A 15555-nucleotide genomic window follows, 5' to 3' on the forward strand; every position below is an offset into this window, starting at 1 on the left:
CGAAGACTCAAGGCCGGACCATCTTGCAATCAGTCCCCTGTGCCAGTTCGTTCCCCGTATAGACAGCATCGGTGCGAAAGCCGTAGTTGGTGCCTTCCCAGCCCACCTTCACCGTCTTGCCGTCCACCGGCGCGATGGTGTTGACCACCTGCGGCAGCAACAGCTGATGGTCTTCGCCCCGCATGCGCACCGGGCCGACCACCGAGTCGAAGCTCAGGTCTTCCAGCGCGCGCGCCACCTTCACTGTGTCGACGCTGCCCGCCTTGTCGATGGCAGCGGCCAGCAGGCGCGGCGTCATGTCGATGCGCGGCGCGAGAAAGTCCTTGCCCGTCTTGGCCTTGTAGGCCTTGGCCAGCGCGTCCACCTTCGGCGTGTCGGCCTCGCCCGGGTGCCACTCGGCCACCCAGGTCAGCTGGCCCAGCTTGGCTTGCGACACCGCCGTCACCGTGCCCGGCACCGAGCCCGCGCTGTGGTTGAAGTAGCGCAGGTTGTAGCCCGCGTCGCCCGCCGCCTTCAGCAGCAGCGTCATGTCCTGGCCCCAGTTGCCGGTGATCACCGAGTCGGCACCGCTTTGCTTCACGTTGGCGATGTAGGGCGCGAAGTCCTTCACGCGGCCGATGGGGTGCAGCGTTTCGCCGACGAACTGGATGTCGGGGCGCGCCAGGCCCACCAGCTGGCGGCCGTAGCTCGCCCACTGCTTGCCGTGCGCGTAGTCCTGGTTGAGCAGGTAGACCTTCTTCACGTCCGGCGTCTTCTTGATGTAGTTGGCCAGCGCTTTCATCTTCATCGCCGTGTTGGCCTCGGTCTGGAAGTGCCAGAAGCTGCAGGCCTTGCCCGTCATCTCCGGATCGATGGACGAGTGGTTCAGCACGATCAATTCCTTGCCCGGGTTGCGCTGGTTCCAGCGCGCCACCGACTGCACCAGCGCCGTGACCACCGAGGAGCCCGAGCCGCCCGTCACGATTGCCTTCGCGCCCTGGTCGATGGCCGCCTGCAGCGCGCTCTGGCTTTCCTGCGCGGAGAGCTTGCTGTCGAACTGCAGCAGCTGCAGCTTCGTGCCGCCGAGCACGCCGCCCTTGGCGTTGATGTCCTCGATGGCGTACTGCGTGTGCATCAGCATCAGCTCGCCGACGTTGGCGAAGGGGCCCGAGAGCGGGTCGATGTAGGCGATCTTGTAGGTCTGCTGCTGGGCCTGTGCGGCGCCCGCTGTGGCAATCAGGCAGGCAAGGGCGATCCGCGCCAGGGGCGCTTTCTTCAGCTTCATGGTGTGTCTCCGGGGATGGTGGTCAGTTCTTCGCCTGCAGCCCGATCACGCGGCTGGCCAGCCTGGTGAGCTCGGCCACCACCTCGTCGGGCGACAGGCGCCCGCCCGGGCGGTACCAGCTGTACAGGAAGCCGGGCAGGCTGCAGGCCGCGAGCGCGGTGATCTTGGTCTCCGCAAAGTCGAGGTCGCCGTCGCGCCGCGCTTCTTCGAGCAGCGGGCACAGCAGGTCGTAGAAGTGGTGCGCCAGCTTCTTCTGCGCGGCGATGTATTCGGGCCGGTACACCTGCGGTTCGCGGTACGCGAAGAAGGCGCAGGGGTGGTGCGCGATGGTCGCGCGAATCAACCCTTCGATGCCTTCGATCACCTTCTCGCTGGCGCGGCGCGGGTCGCCGGCCGCGAAGTCCAGCGCGGTGAAGCAGTCGACCGCGGGGCGCCAGGAGAGCGTTTCGAAGATCTCCTGCTTGTCGCGGAAGTAGTAGTACACGAAGGGCTTGGTCACGCCCAGCGCGCGCACGATCTGCGCCATGGTGGTGTTCGCGTAGCCCTGCGCCGCGAACAGCTGCGCGGCCGCCTGCAGGATGCGCTCGCGCTGCACGTCGGTGCTTTGCGTGGCCGCGCGCTGGCGGCCGGTGCCCTGCGGCAGGTGCGGCTGTGCCGTGGTCTCGCTCTGGTCTCCAGAGGGTTTGTGCCGTGTCGCCGAAGTTATACCCATGGGTAGGATTGTTCGTGCACCATGCGGCGTTGGCAAGCGCCCGCCATGCGTGGGCGGCTATCGATAACCCTGAGAAAGAGACGCCATGGAGACAACCCGGACCGCAGCGCAGAACCTGCGCGAACTGCCGCCGCGCACCGAGCAGCCGCTGCACGAGTACCTGCGCGGCCACGCGCGCGAACGCGGCGACACCGCGGCCTGCATCTGGTACGGCCGCGCCCTCAGCTGGGCCGAGCTCGACCGTGCGAGCGACGCCTTCGCCGCGCGGCTGCAGGCCCTGGGCGTGGCCAAGGGCGAGCCGGTGGTGCTATTCCTGAACAACTGCCCGCAGTACCTGGTCGCGCATTTCGGCATCCAGAAGATCGGTGCCATCGTCTGCCCGAGCGGCCCGCTCAACAAGGAGCACGAGCTGGCCTACCAGGTCAACGACCTGAAGGCACGCGTGATCGTCGCGGCCGCGCCGCTGCTGCCGGTGGTGCGCAAGGTGCAGTCCGCCAGCGCGCTCGCGCATGTGTTCGTGGTGCACTACGCCGACCTGCTGCCCGCCGAACCGTCGCCCGACCTGCCGGGCGAACTGGCGGCGGAGCTCGCCGCGCAAGGCAAGGCCGAACGCAGCGTGCCGCCGGACTGCGAAGACTTCCTCGCGGTGATGGGCACCGATGCGAAGCCTCGGCCCGTCGCCATCGGCATGGACGACATCGCGCTCATGACCTACACCTCGGGCACCACGGGCCTGCCCAAGGGCGCGATGCTGAGCTACGGCAATGCGCTCTTCAAGACGCGCGCCGCGGCCGACTGCAACGGCGTGGGCCCGGCCGACGTGCTGCTGTCCATCGCGCCGCTGTACCACATCGCCGGCATGCTGATGGGCGTCAACGTGCCCGTGCTGAGCGGCGCGACCTCGGTGCTGCTGCACCGCTTCGATCCGCATGCCGTGCTGCAGGCCATCGCCACGTACAAGGTGAGCTGGTGGTACAGCATCGCGCCGATGAACGTGGCCTGCATGCAGGTGCCCGGCATCGCCGGCTTCGACCTGTCGAGCCTGAAGATGAACCCGGTGACCAGCTTCGGCATCACCTTCACCGAGCCGCTCGCGCAGCAGTGGCGCGCGCATGCGCCGAACTGCACCTCGTTCGAGGCGGCCTACGGCCTCAGTGAAACCCACACCTGCGACACCTACACGCCGCACCACGCGCCGCGCTGGGGCACGCAGGGCATCGCGGTGCCGGGCGTGACCATTCGCATCATCGACACCGACACCCAGGCCGACCTGCCCGCGGGCGAGGTCGGCGAGATCGTGCTGACCAGCCAGGGCACGTTCAAGGGCTACTGGAACAAGCCCGAAGCCACGGCCGCCACCTTGCGCAACGGATGGGTGCACACCGGCGACATGGGCAAGCTCGACGCCGACGGCTACCTCACCTTCATCGGCCGCTTCAAGGAAATGATCAAGGTCTCGGGCTACAGCGTGTTTCCGGAAGAGGTCGAGACCATCCTCATCAAGCATCCGGCGGTGGCGCAGGCGGCCGTCGTTGCGCAGCCCGACGCCGAGAAGGGCGAGGTCGTCAAGGCTTTCATCGTGCGCAAGCCCGGCGCCACGCTGGAGGCCGACGCGCTGGTGGCCTGGGCGCGCGACAACATGGCGAGCTACAAGGCGCCGCGCGCCGTGCGCTTCATCGATGCATTGCCCACCACGGGCGCGGGCAAGGTGCTGCGCCGCCTGCTCAAAGACCCCCACTGAGAGGTTCCGCTTGTTCTCCAAAGTTCTGATTGCCAACCGCGGCGAGATCGCCGTTCGCCTGGTGCGCGCGCTGCGCGACCTGGGTCTTGCCAGCGTGGCGGTGCATGCGCGCGACGACGCTGCCGCCCTGCATGTGCAGCTGGCCGACACCGCCGTCGCGCTCGATGCGACCGGGCCGTCCGCGTACCTCGATGTCTCCGCGCTGATCGCGGTGGCGAAGGCGCAGGGCTGCGATGCGGTGCATCCCGGCTACGGCTTCCTCAGCGAGCGGGCCGACTTCGCGCAGGCCTGCGCGGACGCCGGCCTGGTCTTCATCGGCCCCACGCCCGAGCAGCTCGGCCTGTTCGGCGACAAGGCGCGCGCGCGTGCGCTGGCCGTGCAATGCGAGGTGCCGGTGATGCCGGGCAGCGCGGGCGCGGTCACGCTCGCGCAGGCGCAGGCCTTCTTCGCCGAGCAGCATGCGCAGGGCGCGGGCGTGATGGTCAAGGCCATCGGCGGCGGCGGCGGGCGCGGCATGCGCGCGGTATTGAGCGCGCAGGAGCTGCCCGAGGCGCATGCGCGCTGCATGTCCGAAGCCAAGGCGGCGTTCGGCATTGAAGGCGTGTACGTCGAGCGGCTGATGCGCAACGCGCGGCACATCGAGGTGCAGGTGCTGGGCGACGGCACCGCCGTGGCCAGCCTGGGCGAGCGCGAGTGCACGCTGCAGCGGCGCTTTCAAAAGCTCGTGGAGATCGCGCCCAGCCCTTCGCTGCCCGAAGCCCTGCGCGCGCAGGTCACGCAGGCGGCGCTGCGCATGGCGAAGACGGTCGGCTATCGCGGCCTTGGCACCTTCGAGTTCCTGGTCGATGCGGCATCGGCGACGCTGCCCTTCGTCTTCATCGAGGCGAACCCGCGCCTGCAGGTCGAGCACACGGTCACCGAAGCGGTGACCGGCCTGGACCTGGTGCAACTGCAGATTGCCGTGGCCGGCGGCCAGTCGCTGGGCGAACTCGGCGTGGAGGCCGACCGCACCGCGCCGCAGCGCGGCTTCGCGCTGCAGTGGCGCATCAACGCCGAGACGCTCGATGCGCAGGGCAACGCGCGGCCTTCGGGCGGCACGCTTGCGCGCTTCGACCTTCCGTCCGGCCCCGGCGTGCGCGTCGACACGCACGGCTACGCGGGCCTGGCGCCTTCGCCGCACTACGACACGCTGCTGGCCAAGCTCATCGTGCAGTCGCCGTCGCCGCGTTTCGAAGACGCGCTGCGCCGCTCGCTGCGCGCGCTGGACGAGTGCCACATCGAGGGCATTGCCACCAACCTGTCGCTGCTGTGCGCGATCGCGGCACGACCGGAGTTCGCGACGCAGGCGGTGCACACGCGTTTCGTGGAAGCGCACCTGGGCGACCTGCTGGCCGGCGCGGCCTTGCTCGAAAAGACGACCAGGAAGACGGTGGCGGCACCGGTTGTGCAAGCGGTCGCTGCCGACGACGGCTCGGACGAGCTGACCGTGAAGGCACCGATGCCCGCGCGCCTCGTGCAGTTCGAGGTCGAGGTGGGCGACGTGCTGCCCGCCGGCGCACAGCTCGGCGTGCTCGAGGCGATGAAGATGGAGCACCTGCTGCATGCGCCCGTGGCCGGCCGCGTGGTTGCGCTGCTGGCCGCACCCGGGGACTATCTCGTCGAAGGCCAGTCGCTGGTGCAGCTGGAGGCCGTCGATGCGCAGGCCGTGCAAGCCGAGGCGCGCACCGCGCAGGACCTCGACGCGATCCGTCCCGACCTGCGCAAGGTCATCGATCGTCACGCACCCACGCTGGACGCCAACCGCAAGGTTGCCGTCGACAAGCGCCACGCACAGGGCGGACGCACCGCGCGCGAGAACATCGCCGACCTGTGCGACACCGCATCGGACCCCGGCAGCTTCATCGAGTACGGCGCGCTCGCCATCGCCGCGCAAACGCGCCGCCGCACGCTCGAAGACCTGATCGCCAACACGCCCGCCGACGGCATGGTCACGGGCCTGGGCAGCGTCAACGCGAAGCTGTTCGGCCCCGAGGCGTCGCGCTGCGCCGTGCTGGCCTACGACTACACGGTGCTGGCAGGCACGCAGGGCATGCGCAACCACCACAAGACCGACCGGCTGCTGGCGGTGGCGCACCAGCTCAAGCTGCCGGTGGTGCTGTTCGCCGAAGGCGGCGGCGGGCGGCCGGGCGACACCGACATGCCCATCGTCGCGGGCCTGAACAACCACACCTTCAGCCAGTTCGCGGCGCTGTCGGGCAAGGTGCCGGTGGTGGGCATCGTGCACGGCCGCTGCTTCGCGGGCAACGCGGCACTGCTGGGCTGCGCCGACGTGATCATCGCCACCAGGGGCAGCAACATCGGCATGAGCGGCCCCGCGATGATCGAGGGCGGCGGCCTGGGCACCTTCGCGCCCGAGCAGATCGGCCCGAGCAGCGTGCAGTCGCGCAACGGCGTGATCGACATCCTGGTGGAAGACGAAGCGGCTGCCGTGGCTGCCGCCAAGCAGTACCTCTCGTACTTCCAGGGGCCGACCACCGGCTGGCAATGCGCCGACCCGCGCACGCTGCGCCACGTGGTGCCCGAGAACCGCCTGCGCGTGTACGACGTGCGGGCCGCGATGCGCGGCGTGGCCGACACCGGCTCACTGCTCGAACTGCGTGCGGGCTTCGGTGCCGGCATCTTCACCGCGCTGGCGCGCATCCAGGGCCGGCCGGTCGGGCTGATTGCCAACAACCCGCACCACCTCGGCGGCGCCATCGACGTGGAAGCGGCCGACAAGTCCGCGCGATTCATGCAGCTGTGCAATGCGCACGGCCTTCCAATTGTGTCGTTGTGCGACACGCCGGGCTTCATGGTCGGCCCGGAGATCGAGGCGCAGGCGCAGGTGCGCCACGTGTGCCGCATGTTCATGGTGGCCTCGCATTTGCGCGTGCCGTTCTTTGCCGTGGTGCTGCGCAAGGGCTACGGCCTGGGCGCGCAGGCGATGACGGCGGGCGGCTTCGACGCGCCCGTGTTCACGGTGGCCTGGCCCACTGGCGAATTCGGCGCGATGGGGCTGGAAGGCGCCGTCCGATTGGGTTTCCGCAAGGAACTGGCTGCCGTGCCGGAGGGTGCGGAACGCGACGCGCTGTTCAGGCAGCTCGTGGCCCAGCAGTACGAGAACGGCGAGGCGATCCACATGGCGCAGACGCTGGAGATCGACGCGGTGATCGACCCCGCCGAAACGCGCACCTGGTTGGTGCGGGGGCTGGAATCGGCCACGCGCGCGCTGCAGCCCGTCTCGCCCTATGTGGACACTTGGTAACCACATGGCTAGGCCTCGTCACGCAAGGGTCAAAGGAGCTGCCTACACTCAGCGGCTTTGCCTGCATGACATTGGTTTCACGTTGGTTGGCTCATGCGCGCGAGCTTGCTCTCGCGCACGGGCTGGCCGCTTTCTGCCTGGCGGCGCTGGCTTTCGGCGTCCAGGCCATTCCTACCGAGAACACGCCCAAGCAATCGGCCGATGCGCACTGGGTCGCGAGTTGGGCCGTGGCGCCGCTCGATTTCCGCGAAATGGCCGCGAGCCCGAACGGTGCCAGCTATTCATCGCCCGCAGGCAATGACCTGCGCGGGCAGACGCTGCGCCAGCAGCTCGAACTGACGCTGGACGGCGAACGCATCCGCATCCGCTTTTCCAACCGCTTCGGCAAGACACCGCTGCGCATTGCCGCCGCCAGCGCGGCGCGCGGCACCGGCGCCGATGCCTTCTCGCCCACCACGCTGCGCATGCTGCATTTCGGCGGCCGCACCAGCCTCACCATCGCACCGGGTGCGGACGCCTGGAGCGACGGCATCGACCTGCCGGCGCAGGCGGGGCAGACCGTGGTGGTGAGCGCCTTCTTCGATCAATCGACGCCGTTCTCGACGGTGTCCATGCCGGAGTCGGGCACGACCTGGGTGGCGCCCGGCAATGCCGTGAGGGCACCCAAGCTGAAGAGCCCGACGCCGCTGGTGCTCAACCAGATCATGACCGGACTGGACGTGCTCACCAGCAAGCCGGTGCGCACCGTCGTGGCCTTCGGAGACTCGATCACCGCGGGCAGCTCGGAAGCCACCTCCGGTGCCTACCCCGACATGCTGGCCACGCGCTTGCGCGACACGCAACCAGGCGGCAAGGGCGTTGCGGTGATCAACGCGGGCATCGGCGGCAACCGGCTGCTGGCCGACGGCCTGGGGCCCAGCGGCCTCTCCCGTTTCGAGCGCGATGCCTTGCGCCAGAGCAGCGTGACCCATGCGATCGTGCTGCTGGGCACCAACGACATCGGCCGCACGGTGTTCGCCCGGGTGCCCGGCGCGGAGATGGCGCCTCGCGACACGCCGACGTCCGAGCGCATCACCGAGGGGCTGCAGCAGTTGGTCAAGCAGGCGCGCGCCAAGGGCGTGAAGCTGCTGCTGGGCACGGTGCCACCGTTCAAGAACACGCCTTACTGGACCGAGGGCAACGAGGCGATGCGCGAGGCCGTCAACCGCTGGATCCGCGGGCGGCAGGACATCGACGGCGTGATCGATTTCGATGCGGCGCTGCGCGACCCCGCGGACCCGCAGGCTTTGAATCCACTGTTCGATTCGGGCGATCACCTGCACCCCAACAAGGCCGGCCATGCAGCGATGGCCGCGGCGGTGGACCTGCACGAGCTGCAGGAGTAGGCGGGCGCAAAAAGCGCGAAACAGCTTTACACAAGACTTCGCGCCCCGCTTACAGGCGGTTCACATGGGCTGGGCAGCATGAAGGCTCCTACAACTCATGAGGAGTCCTTCATGAAAACAATCGCATTGGCTCTTTCCATCGGCGCTGCTTCGCTCCTGTCGGTGGGTGCATTGACCGTTCCCATGGCCGCGCAGGCGCAACCGCTGGTTGCGGTGCAGGTGGCACCGCCGCCGCCGCGTTTCGAACGCGTGCCGCCGCCGCGACGCGGCTACGTGTGGGCGCCGGGGCACTATGAATGGCGTGGCGGCCGCCACGCGTGGGTGGGCGGCGTGTGGGTGCGCGAACGCCCGGGCTATGCCTACCGCGCGCCGGAATGGCGCCAGGACGGCGGCCGCTGGCAATACAGCGCCGGACGCTGGGACCGTGACGGCGACGGCGTGCCGAACCGCTACGACCGCCGGCCGAACAATCCGAACCGGAACTGACGGCGCGAAGAAAGAAACCCTCTAGCGGATGCTCACCAGCTCGAGGGTTTCCCGGACCTGGAACACACCGCCGGCCGTACCGCCACGCGTCTGCACTTCGAAGCGCACGACGCGTCCCAGTTCCGGCGAGAACCAGACATCGGCCCGGTAGGGGCCGTACTGGTTGCCCATCACGGCACCCGCGTTGGCGAAGCGTTGCATGAAGCCGCGGTACTCGATGTGCACGACCTTGAGGTCTTTGTCGCCCACGCGCAGCGTCGCGTCTTCCATCACGGTGCCGTTGAGGTCCATGTTGACGCGGAAACCGCCGAGCACCGAGCTGTAACGTGCTCTCCAGGTCGCTTCTTCCTTGTAGTTCGGCTTGACCCAGCCGCCGGGAGGCATCGCCGCATCGAACTCACCGGCGATCGCGCTCGTGACGCTGACCACTTCGCCGCCCGGCTTCTCGACCCAGCCACCGCTGTTGAAGCTGAGGCTGTCGTCCATTGCCGGGTCCGCGCGATAAATCACCTTGCGGGAGATGTTCGTGAGGCCGTCGTGCAGTTGGTACTCGATCACGCTGGGCCGGCCGTTCGGCGCAGACGCGGTGTCGCTGATGGATGCCGTTGCAGGCAGCGCCTTGAGGCGCTCGAGTGCCCGACGGCCCCGCGTCGGCAGGTCGGCAATCCATGACGCGGGCACCGCGAGGTTGGCCGCGGCCGAACCGACGGGCGCTGTGCTGACCAGCCCTGCCAGCCGGCCTTGTGCGTCGAACAGTCCGGCGCCACCCAGACCCGACTCAGGCGCGGACGCGAGCTGAAGGGCCTCGGGTTCGCCGGCACCGCTGCGGCGCAAGCCGGCGAGCATGCCGATGCCCAACGTCAGTTCCTTGCCCCGAGGCGAACCCACGACGTAGAGCGGCATGCCGACCTGCAAGGCGGTCGACGGTGACAGGCCGATGGCCGGCGCCGTGAAGTTCGCTACGCGCAGTTGGCACAGGTCACGCTCCGGGTCCGGAAATTCCAGTCCTGCGCCGTAGCTGACGTTGTCGCGCTTCAGCGTCACGGCACTGGCCTTGGCGAGAAGTTGGCAACTCGTGACCGCGGTACCGGGGCCCGTCGCGATGGCACTGCCGGTGGCAAGCACCTTGCCTTGCGCGTCGCTGGCCTGCACCACCCAGACGCTGGGTGACACGCGAACGAAAAGCGCGTCGGGTGCGAGCGCGCCGCCCCCCTGGGCTGCCGCTGTGGAAGCAGCCAGGGCCGTGGCCAGGGTGAGTGTGATGAAGGGGAAACGATGTCTCATCGGGGGGACTGCATAAGGAAGCGCAGATCGCTCAGCGGCGTTCTGGCGAAGGGCGTGTCGTCGGGAGCGATGGGGGCCGCGGTCTTGCGCGCTGCGGTGGTCGCCGCCGCCGCAGCAGCGGGTGCCGGTGCGACGACTTGGACCGGCGCGGGCGTGGGTGTCACAGCACGCGCGGGTGCGGGCGTCGCAGGCGGCTGCTGCACTGCAGCCGCGCGTTCCACGGCCGGCGCGGCGCCGGCTTCGGCCTTGGTCGCAGGGCTTGCGCCATAGGCCAGGTTCGGTATCTCTCGCCGTGCTTCTGTTTCCGGCATTCGCTCGAATGCGGGCCGTCCGACCAGCAAGCCGAAGCCGATGCTCATCTTCACGTAGGCCGTCTGCTTTGGCCGCAACACGATGTCGATGGTGGCCTCGGCCTCCGTGCGGGCAGTGGCCCGGTAGGAGCCGGCCGGCCGGTCGATGTAGAAGAAGCTGTTGGGCTGCGACTTGCCCACCACTTGGCCGTTGACCGAAACCTCGGGTTGAAGCGCCGCGCCCATGATGGAGTCGCGGTAGAAGTAGATGCGACCCTCGTTGTCTCCCAACGAGGGCATGGCCTGGGCCATCTCCGAAAACCGGGGGCCCGAAGCCGAGCACCCGAACAGGCAGGCGGCAAGCACCGCCAGTACCACTCCACCGATCCAACGTCGCATTGCGCCTTCTCCTCTTTTGGCGCTGCATGCTACACCCGCTTACATGCGGGGTGCCGGCCCTGGCGAGTGCGAAGACCGGTGTGCTTTCAGCGGAACACCACCGTGCGATGGCCGTTCAGCAGCACGCGGTGCTCGCTGTGCCACTTCACCGCGCGGGCCAGCACCTGGGTCTCGGTGTCGCGGCCGCGGGCCGTGAGGTCTTCGACCGTGGCGGTGTGGTCGGCGCGGGCCACGTCCTGTTCGATGATCGGGCCCTCGTCGAGATCGGCCGTCACGTAGTGGGCGGTGGCGCCGATGAGCTTCACACCGCGGTCATGCGCCTGGTAGTAGGGCTTGGCGCCCTTGAAGCTGGGCAGGAACGAGTGATGGATGTTGATGGCGCGCCCGGCCAGGTTGCGGCAGAGGTCGTTGCTCAATATCTGCATGTAGCGCGCCAGCACCACCAGCTCGGCACCTTCGGCCTCGATGATCTCCAGCTCCCTGGCCTCGGCCTGCGCCTTGGTCGCGGCCGTCATCGGGATGTGGTGGAAGGGCACGTTGTAGCTGGCGGCCAGCTGGTAGAAGTCGCGGTGGTTCGAGATGATGGCGCGCACGTCGATGGCCAGCAGGCCGCTCTTCCAGCGGAACAGCAGGTCGTTGAGGCAATGGCCTTCCTTGCTCACCAGGATCACCGTCTTCATCGGCTCGGCGGCGGCGTGCAGCTGCAGGGTCATGCCGAAGCCGGCACCGAAGGTCTTCAGTTCCTCGCGCAGCACCGCGTCGCTGTGCGCGCCGCCGGCAAAGCGCACGCGCATGAAGAACAGGCCGGTGCCGTGGTCGTTGTACTGGGCGGCCTCTTCGATGTTGGCGCCGCGTTCGAGCAGGAAGCCCGACACGGCGTGCACGATGCCTGTCCGGTCTGGGCAGGAGAGGGTGAGGATGTAGGCGGGCGAGGAAGGCGTAGTGGTCGTCATCAGGGGCGTCATTGTGGCAGGGGTGCCAGAATTGCGATTTTCGTCCACCACATACCCGCAGGAGCGAGACATGGCCCACCAGGACTTCAACATGGACAACCAGTGGTTGCCCTTCACCCCCAACCGTCACTTCAGGAAAGACCCGCGCGTGTTCGTCGCGGCCGACGGCATGGAGTTCACCACCCACGACGGCAAGAAGGTGATCGACGGCATCTCCTCGCTGTGGTGCGTGGGCGCGGGCCACAACCGCAAGCCCATCAACGAAGCCATCAAGAAGCAGCTCGACACGCTCGACTACGCCACCGCCTTCCAGGTCAGCAACGACCGCGCCTTCGAGGCGGCCGAGCGCATTGCCGCGCTGGCGCCGGGCGACCTCAACAAGGTGCTGTTCTGCAACTCGGGCAGCGAGGCGGCCGACACCTCGATGAAGGTGGCGCTGGCCTACCACCGCGCGCGCGGCGAAGGCCATCGCAACGTGTTCATCGGCCGCGAAAAGGGCTACCACGGCGTGGGCTTCGGCGGCATGTCGGTGGGCGGCATTCCGGGCAACCGCAAGGTGTTTGGCTCGGCCTTCCTGCCGCGCGTGGACCACATGCGCTTCATTCACGACCCGGTGAACCACGCCTACATCCACAACGAGGAACCGGTGTGGGCCGAAGACCCGCTGGTCGAGCTCGAGACGCGCATCCTGCCGCTGCACGATGCGAGCAACATCGCCGCGATCATCGTGGAGCCGGTGGCCGGCTCGGCCGGCTGGTACCTGCCGCCCAAGGGCTACCTGAAGCGCCTGCGAGAAATTTGCGACAAGCACGGCATCCTGCTGATCTTCGACGAGGTCATCACCGGCTTCGGGCGCATGGGCACCAACTTCGCGTCGGACTACTACGGCGTGGTGCCCGACATGCTGAACTTCGCCAAGTGCGTGACCAACGGCGTGATTCCGCTGGGCGGCGTGATCTGCCGCGACAAGCTCTACGACGCGATGATGAAGACCGACGCGCCCGAGCACGTGGTGGAGTTCTTCCACGGCTACACCTACTCGGGCCATCCGGTGGCGTGCGCCGCGGCCGTTGCCACGCTCGACCTGTTCAAGCAGGAAAACCTGTTCTCGCGCGCCGGCGAAATGGGCCAGGTGCTGGGCGATGCCTTCCACAGCGCCTTCAAGGGCCTGCCCAACGTGATCAGCATCCGCAGCCTCGGCCTGGCCGCGGCGGTGGAGCTCGCGCCCATCGCGGGCCTGCCGGGCAAGCGCGCCTACGACATTTTCCTGGACTGCTTCCACAAGGGTGCGTTGGTGCGGGCCGCGGGCGACGTGCTGGTGATCGCGCCGCCGTACATCGTGGAGAAGTCGCACATCGACAGGCTGGTGAACACGCTGGCCGATTCGATCAAGGCGCACGCCTGATCATCTGAATCGGCGCGGCCGATCCACGGCGGGGAGCGACTGCATGGCGCTCCCCGCTTTTTTTTTGGCGACTGTTCTTCGATGCGTGACGCACCCGCGCGTGGCCCTGCAGCCACCGGATCCGGTGGCTGCGGCTCCGGGTCGTCCCCATCAATTCCACCGGTTCGCGGGATACCGGCGGCATCGGCCCATCCCTAGCATCCGTTCGCGAAACGTAGCACTTTGGATTCACGAAGTGCGGTTCTCGAAAGGAGCAGTCATGCCTCGCGTATTTCATATCGCCGCCGACCCCGGGTCGGCGTACCGCCGCAGCCGTCGTGCACCGGTCGCCATGCTCGGGCTGGTCCTCGCATGCGTGGTACCGCCGGCGCTCGCCAACAACGCCGGCGAAAACTCGTCGTGGCAGTTCCAGACGAGCACCGACAAGGTCAACCAGGCCGCCATCCAGGACATGGTGCGCAAGCAGAAGAGCGGCTACTACGCGGCGCCGGTCTACAACACGACCATCGGGCGCCAGTACAACTGCAGCGTCTCCGCGAGCTCGACGGGCAACGACGGCAACAACAGCACGACGGCCAACTCGCCATCGACCTCGGGTGCGAGTTCGGCCGCTTCGGGCAACGACAGCCGCACGGCGGTCGGCACGCTCGGCGGCGCGACGGTGGGCACCTCGCAGGCCAATGCCGGCGCGGTCGGCTCGGCCGTCGTCGGCGGCACCAGCACGCAGGTGCAGGGCGCAGCCAACCAGGCGCTGAACTCGACGCAAGGCAACGCGGGCGCACAGACGGCCAGCGTGGGCGGCAGCTCGGCCTGCGCCTTCGGCGTTCTCAACTGAACGGAACGCGCACCATGCACACCACACGACCTTTCACGCGCTTTTCAGCGCGTCCTCTCGCACGCCTGGCCACGGCCGCGGCCGCCACCGCCCTGCTCGCCGCCTGCGTCTCCGCGCCGCAGCAGCGCTTCGCGGCCGGCGAAGCGCCCGTGGTGCTCGGCCCCGCGGTGCGCGACAACGTCACGCCGATGGAGGCGGTGCTCGCCTGCTACGCCGACCACATCGCGGCCACGCGGCGCGCGCCCATCGTCATCGGCGTGGGCGAGGTCAAGGACTACACCGGCAAGTACAGCATCAACGAGGGCAACGCCATCACGCAGGGCGGCGCGCTCATGGTGTATTCGGCGCTGGGCAAGCTCGGCGGCGCGGTGAGCATCGCCGAGCGCTTCGATCCGGTGATCGCCGAGCGCGAGCTGGCCTATGCCGATCGCCGCCAGCTCGGCGACGGCCGCACGCACCAGCTCGGCGGACCCAACGGCGGACAGAACGTGCCGTGGCTGCCGTACTTCGGCGGCACCATCAACAAGTCCGACTACTTCATCGTGGGCGGCATCACCGAGCTCAACTACAACATCAACTCGGGTGGCGCGGAGTTCGCGGTGAACCAGGTGGGCGTGAAGGCGCGCACCTTCAGCCAGTCGGTGAGCGTGGACCTGCGCATCGTCGACACCAAGACGCTGATGGTGGTGCGCACGGTGAGCCTCACCAAGCAGTTCAACGGCTACGAGGTCGGCCTGAACGTGTTCCGCTTCTTCGGCAGCAAGCTGTATGACGTGGACATCGGCGCCAAGGGCCAGGAGCCGGTGCAGATGGGCGTGCGCGCGGCGCTCGAAGAGGGCGTGGTGCGGCTCATGGCGACGGTCACGCAGGTCGACCACCGGCCCTGCATGACGATGCGCCCGGGCGGCGGCGAGCAGATTCCGCTGGTGCCCGCCGACCAGCTGCGCAAGGTCGACAACCCTGGCGACGCCACGGTGGGCGGCGCGGCGGTGACGACGCCCGTGGTGCAAAGCGGCGTGGCGGTCAACGCGGCCGGCCAGGGCGGCGCGCGCCTCACCGGCACCGCCACGCAAGTGCCGTTCGACTTCGGCGCGACCGCGCTCGGCGGCAGCACGCTGGCGCTGATTGACCAGATCGCGGGCGCCGCCAAGAAGGGTGCGAGCGACATCGTGCTGGTGGCGCGCGACACCGAGAACTGGGACGCCCGCAAGCGCGACGAGCTGACCGACCAGCGCATCGCGGCCGTCACCTCCGCGCTGGCAAACCGCGGCGTGCCGCCGGGCGCCATCAGCGTCACGTGGCGGCCCGATGCGGCCGACACCTCGATCCACCGCGACGGGCCGGGCCTGCAGGAGATCGCAAAGCTGCGTGTCGGCAGCCCGGTGGTGACCGGCGCTGCGCCCGCCACCCCCGCCACGCCCTCCGCATCCGCAGCATCCGTCGTTGCCGCCAAGGCCGACTGAACGGCCGCCGGCATTCCTCTTCATTTTTTTCGAC

The 15555-nt window shown here is 68.5% G+C and carries 12 protein-coding genes; 7 read left to right on the forward strand and 5 right to left on the reverse strand.

Annotation, left to right across the window (positions count from 1 at the left end; all coding sequences use genetic code 11):
- Nucleotides 1–7: 7 nt before the first annotated feature.
- A complete protein-coding gene (locus AC0IYU_RS24870) occupies nt 8–1264 on the reverse strand; it encodes a branched-chain amino acid ABC transporter substrate-binding protein (RefSeq protein ID WP_472122273.1) in 1257 nt (418 codons plus the stop codon).
- Nucleotides 1265–1286: 22 nt separating this feature from the next.
- Nucleotides 1287–1976 carry a TetR/AcrR family transcriptional regulator gene (locus AC0IYU_RS24875; RefSeq protein ID WP_435441066.1) on the reverse strand — a complete coding sequence of 230 codons (690 nt, stop codon included), beginning with the start codon at nt 1974–1976 and terminating at the stop codon, nt 1287–1289.
- 85 nt (nt 1977–2061) lie between these two features.
- On the opposite strand from AC0IYU_RS24875, the gene AC0IYU_RS24880 reads away from it, so the two are divergent.
- From AC0IYU_RS24880 to AC0IYU_RS24895, 4 genes are all read left to right on the forward strand, one after another.
- Entirely contained in the window at nt 2062–3717 is a 1656-nt protein-coding gene (locus tag AC0IYU_RS24880) for an AMP-binding protein (protein ID WP_472122274.1), read from the forward strand.
- Nucleotides 3718–3727: 10 nt separating this feature from the next.
- The gene (locus AC0IYU_RS24885) at nt 3728–7021 is read left to right on the forward strand and encodes a carboxyl transferase domain-containing protein (RefSeq protein ID WP_472122276.1); all 3294 of its coding nucleotides are present in this window, start codon (nt 3728–3730) and stop codon (nt 7019–7021) included.
- 65 nt (nt 7022–7086) lie between these two features.
- Nucleotides 7087–8406, forward strand: coding sequence for an SGNH/GDSL hydrolase family protein (locus tag AC0IYU_RS24890; RefSeq protein WP_472122278.1), 1320 nt, complete (start codon nt 7087–7089; stop codon nt 8404–8406).
- Between the two features lie 111 nt (nt 8407–8517).
- Entirely contained in the window at nt 8518–8892 is a 375-nt protein-coding gene (locus AC0IYU_RS24895) for a YXWGXW repeat-containing protein (protein ID WP_472122280.1), read from the forward strand.
- Between the two features lie 21 nt (nt 8893–8913).
- Here the strand turns inward: AC0IYU_RS24895 and AC0IYU_RS24900 are convergent, their stop codons facing one another.
- From AC0IYU_RS24900 to purU, 3 genes are all read right to left on the reverse strand, one after another.
- Complete coding sequence (locus tag AC0IYU_RS24900; protein ID WP_472122282.1) at nt 8914–10176, reverse strand: S1 family peptidase; 1263 nt, start codon at nt 10174–10176, stop codon at nt 8914–8916.
- On the reverse strand, nt 10173–10865 hold the full coding sequence (locus tag AC0IYU_RS24905) for a DUF2846 domain-containing protein (RefSeq protein WP_472122285.1): 693 nt from the start codon (nt 10863–10865) through the stop codon (nt 10173–10175). The genes AC0IYU_RS24900 and AC0IYU_RS24905 overlap by 4 nt, the downstream gene beginning before the upstream one ends.
- Before the next feature lie 86 nt (nt 10866–10951).
- Nucleotides 10952–11818, reverse strand: a complete 867-nt coding sequence (purU, locus tag AC0IYU_RS24910) for a formyltetrahydrofolate deformylase (RefSeq protein WP_472122289.1) — start codon at nt 11816–11818, stop codon at nt 10952–10954.
- Nucleotides 11819–11888: 70 nt separating this feature from the next.
- Between purU and aptA the strand changes: the two genes are divergently transcribed.
- From aptA to AC0IYU_RS24925, 3 genes are all read left to right on the forward strand, one after another.
- Nucleotides 11889–13223 (forward strand): omega-aminotransferase AptA, encoded by a 1335-nt coding sequence (gene aptA, locus AC0IYU_RS24915; protein WP_472122292.1) that lies wholly within the window; start codon nt 11889–11891, stop codon nt 13221–13223.
- Between the two features lie 259 nt (nt 13224–13482).
- The gene (locus AC0IYU_RS24920; RefSeq protein ID WP_472122295.1) at nt 13483–14058 is read left to right on the forward strand and encodes a hypothetical protein; all 576 of its coding nucleotides are present in this window, start codon (nt 13483–13485) and stop codon (nt 14056–14058) included.
- Between the two features lie 14 nt (nt 14059–14072).
- Entirely contained in the window at nt 14073–15521 is a 1449-nt protein-coding gene (locus AC0IYU_RS24925) for a CsgG/HfaB family protein (protein WP_472122298.1), read from the forward strand.
- Nucleotides 15522–15555 lie beyond the last annotated feature (34 nt).

The organism is Variovorax sp. AC103 (assembly GCF_979254005.1).

Bases quoted from the DNA above. Each gene is read 5' to 3' on its own strand.
- AC0IYU_RS24870 (WP_472122273.1), bottom strand. From the start codon at position 1,264: ATGAAGCTGAAGAAAGCGCCCCTGGCGCGGATCGCCCTTGCCTGCCTG.
- AC0IYU_RS24875 (WP_435441066.1), bottom strand. From the start codon at position 1,976: ATGGGTATAACTTCGGCGACACGGCACAAACCCTCTGGAGACCAGAGC.
- AC0IYU_RS24880 (WP_472122274.1), top strand. From the start codon at position 2,062: ATGGAGACAACCCGGACCGCAGCGCAGAACCTGCGCGAACTGCCGCCG.
- AC0IYU_RS24890 (WP_472122278.1), top strand. From the start codon at position 7,087: ATGACATTGGTTTCACGTTGGTTGGCTCATGCGCGCGAGCTTGCTCTC.
- AC0IYU_RS24895 (WP_472122280.1), top strand. From the start codon at position 8,518: ATGAAAACAATCGCATTGGCTCTTTCCATCGGCGCTGCTTCGCTCCTG.
- AC0IYU_RS24900 (WP_472122282.1), bottom strand. From the start codon at position 10,176: ATGAGACATCGTTTCCCCTTCATCACACTCACCCTGGCCACGGCCCTG.
- AC0IYU_RS24905 (WP_472122285.1), bottom strand. From the start codon at position 10,865: ATGCGACGTTGGATCGGTGGAGTGGTACTGGCGGTGCTTGCCGCCTGC.
- purU (WP_472122289.1), bottom strand. From the start codon at position 11,818: ATGACGACCACTACGCCTTCCTCGCCCGCCTACATCCTCACCCTCTCC.
- aptA (WP_472122292.1), top strand. From the start codon at position 11,889: ATGGCCCACCAGGACTTCAACATGGACAACCAGTGGTTGCCCTTCACC.
- AC0IYU_RS24920 (WP_472122295.1), top strand. From the start codon at position 13,483: ATGCCTCGCGTATTTCATATCGCCGCCGACCCCGGGTCGGCGTACCGC.
- AC0IYU_RS24925 (WP_472122298.1), top strand. From the start codon at position 14,073: ATGCACACCACACGACCTTTCACGCGCTTTTCAGCGCGTCCTCTCGCA.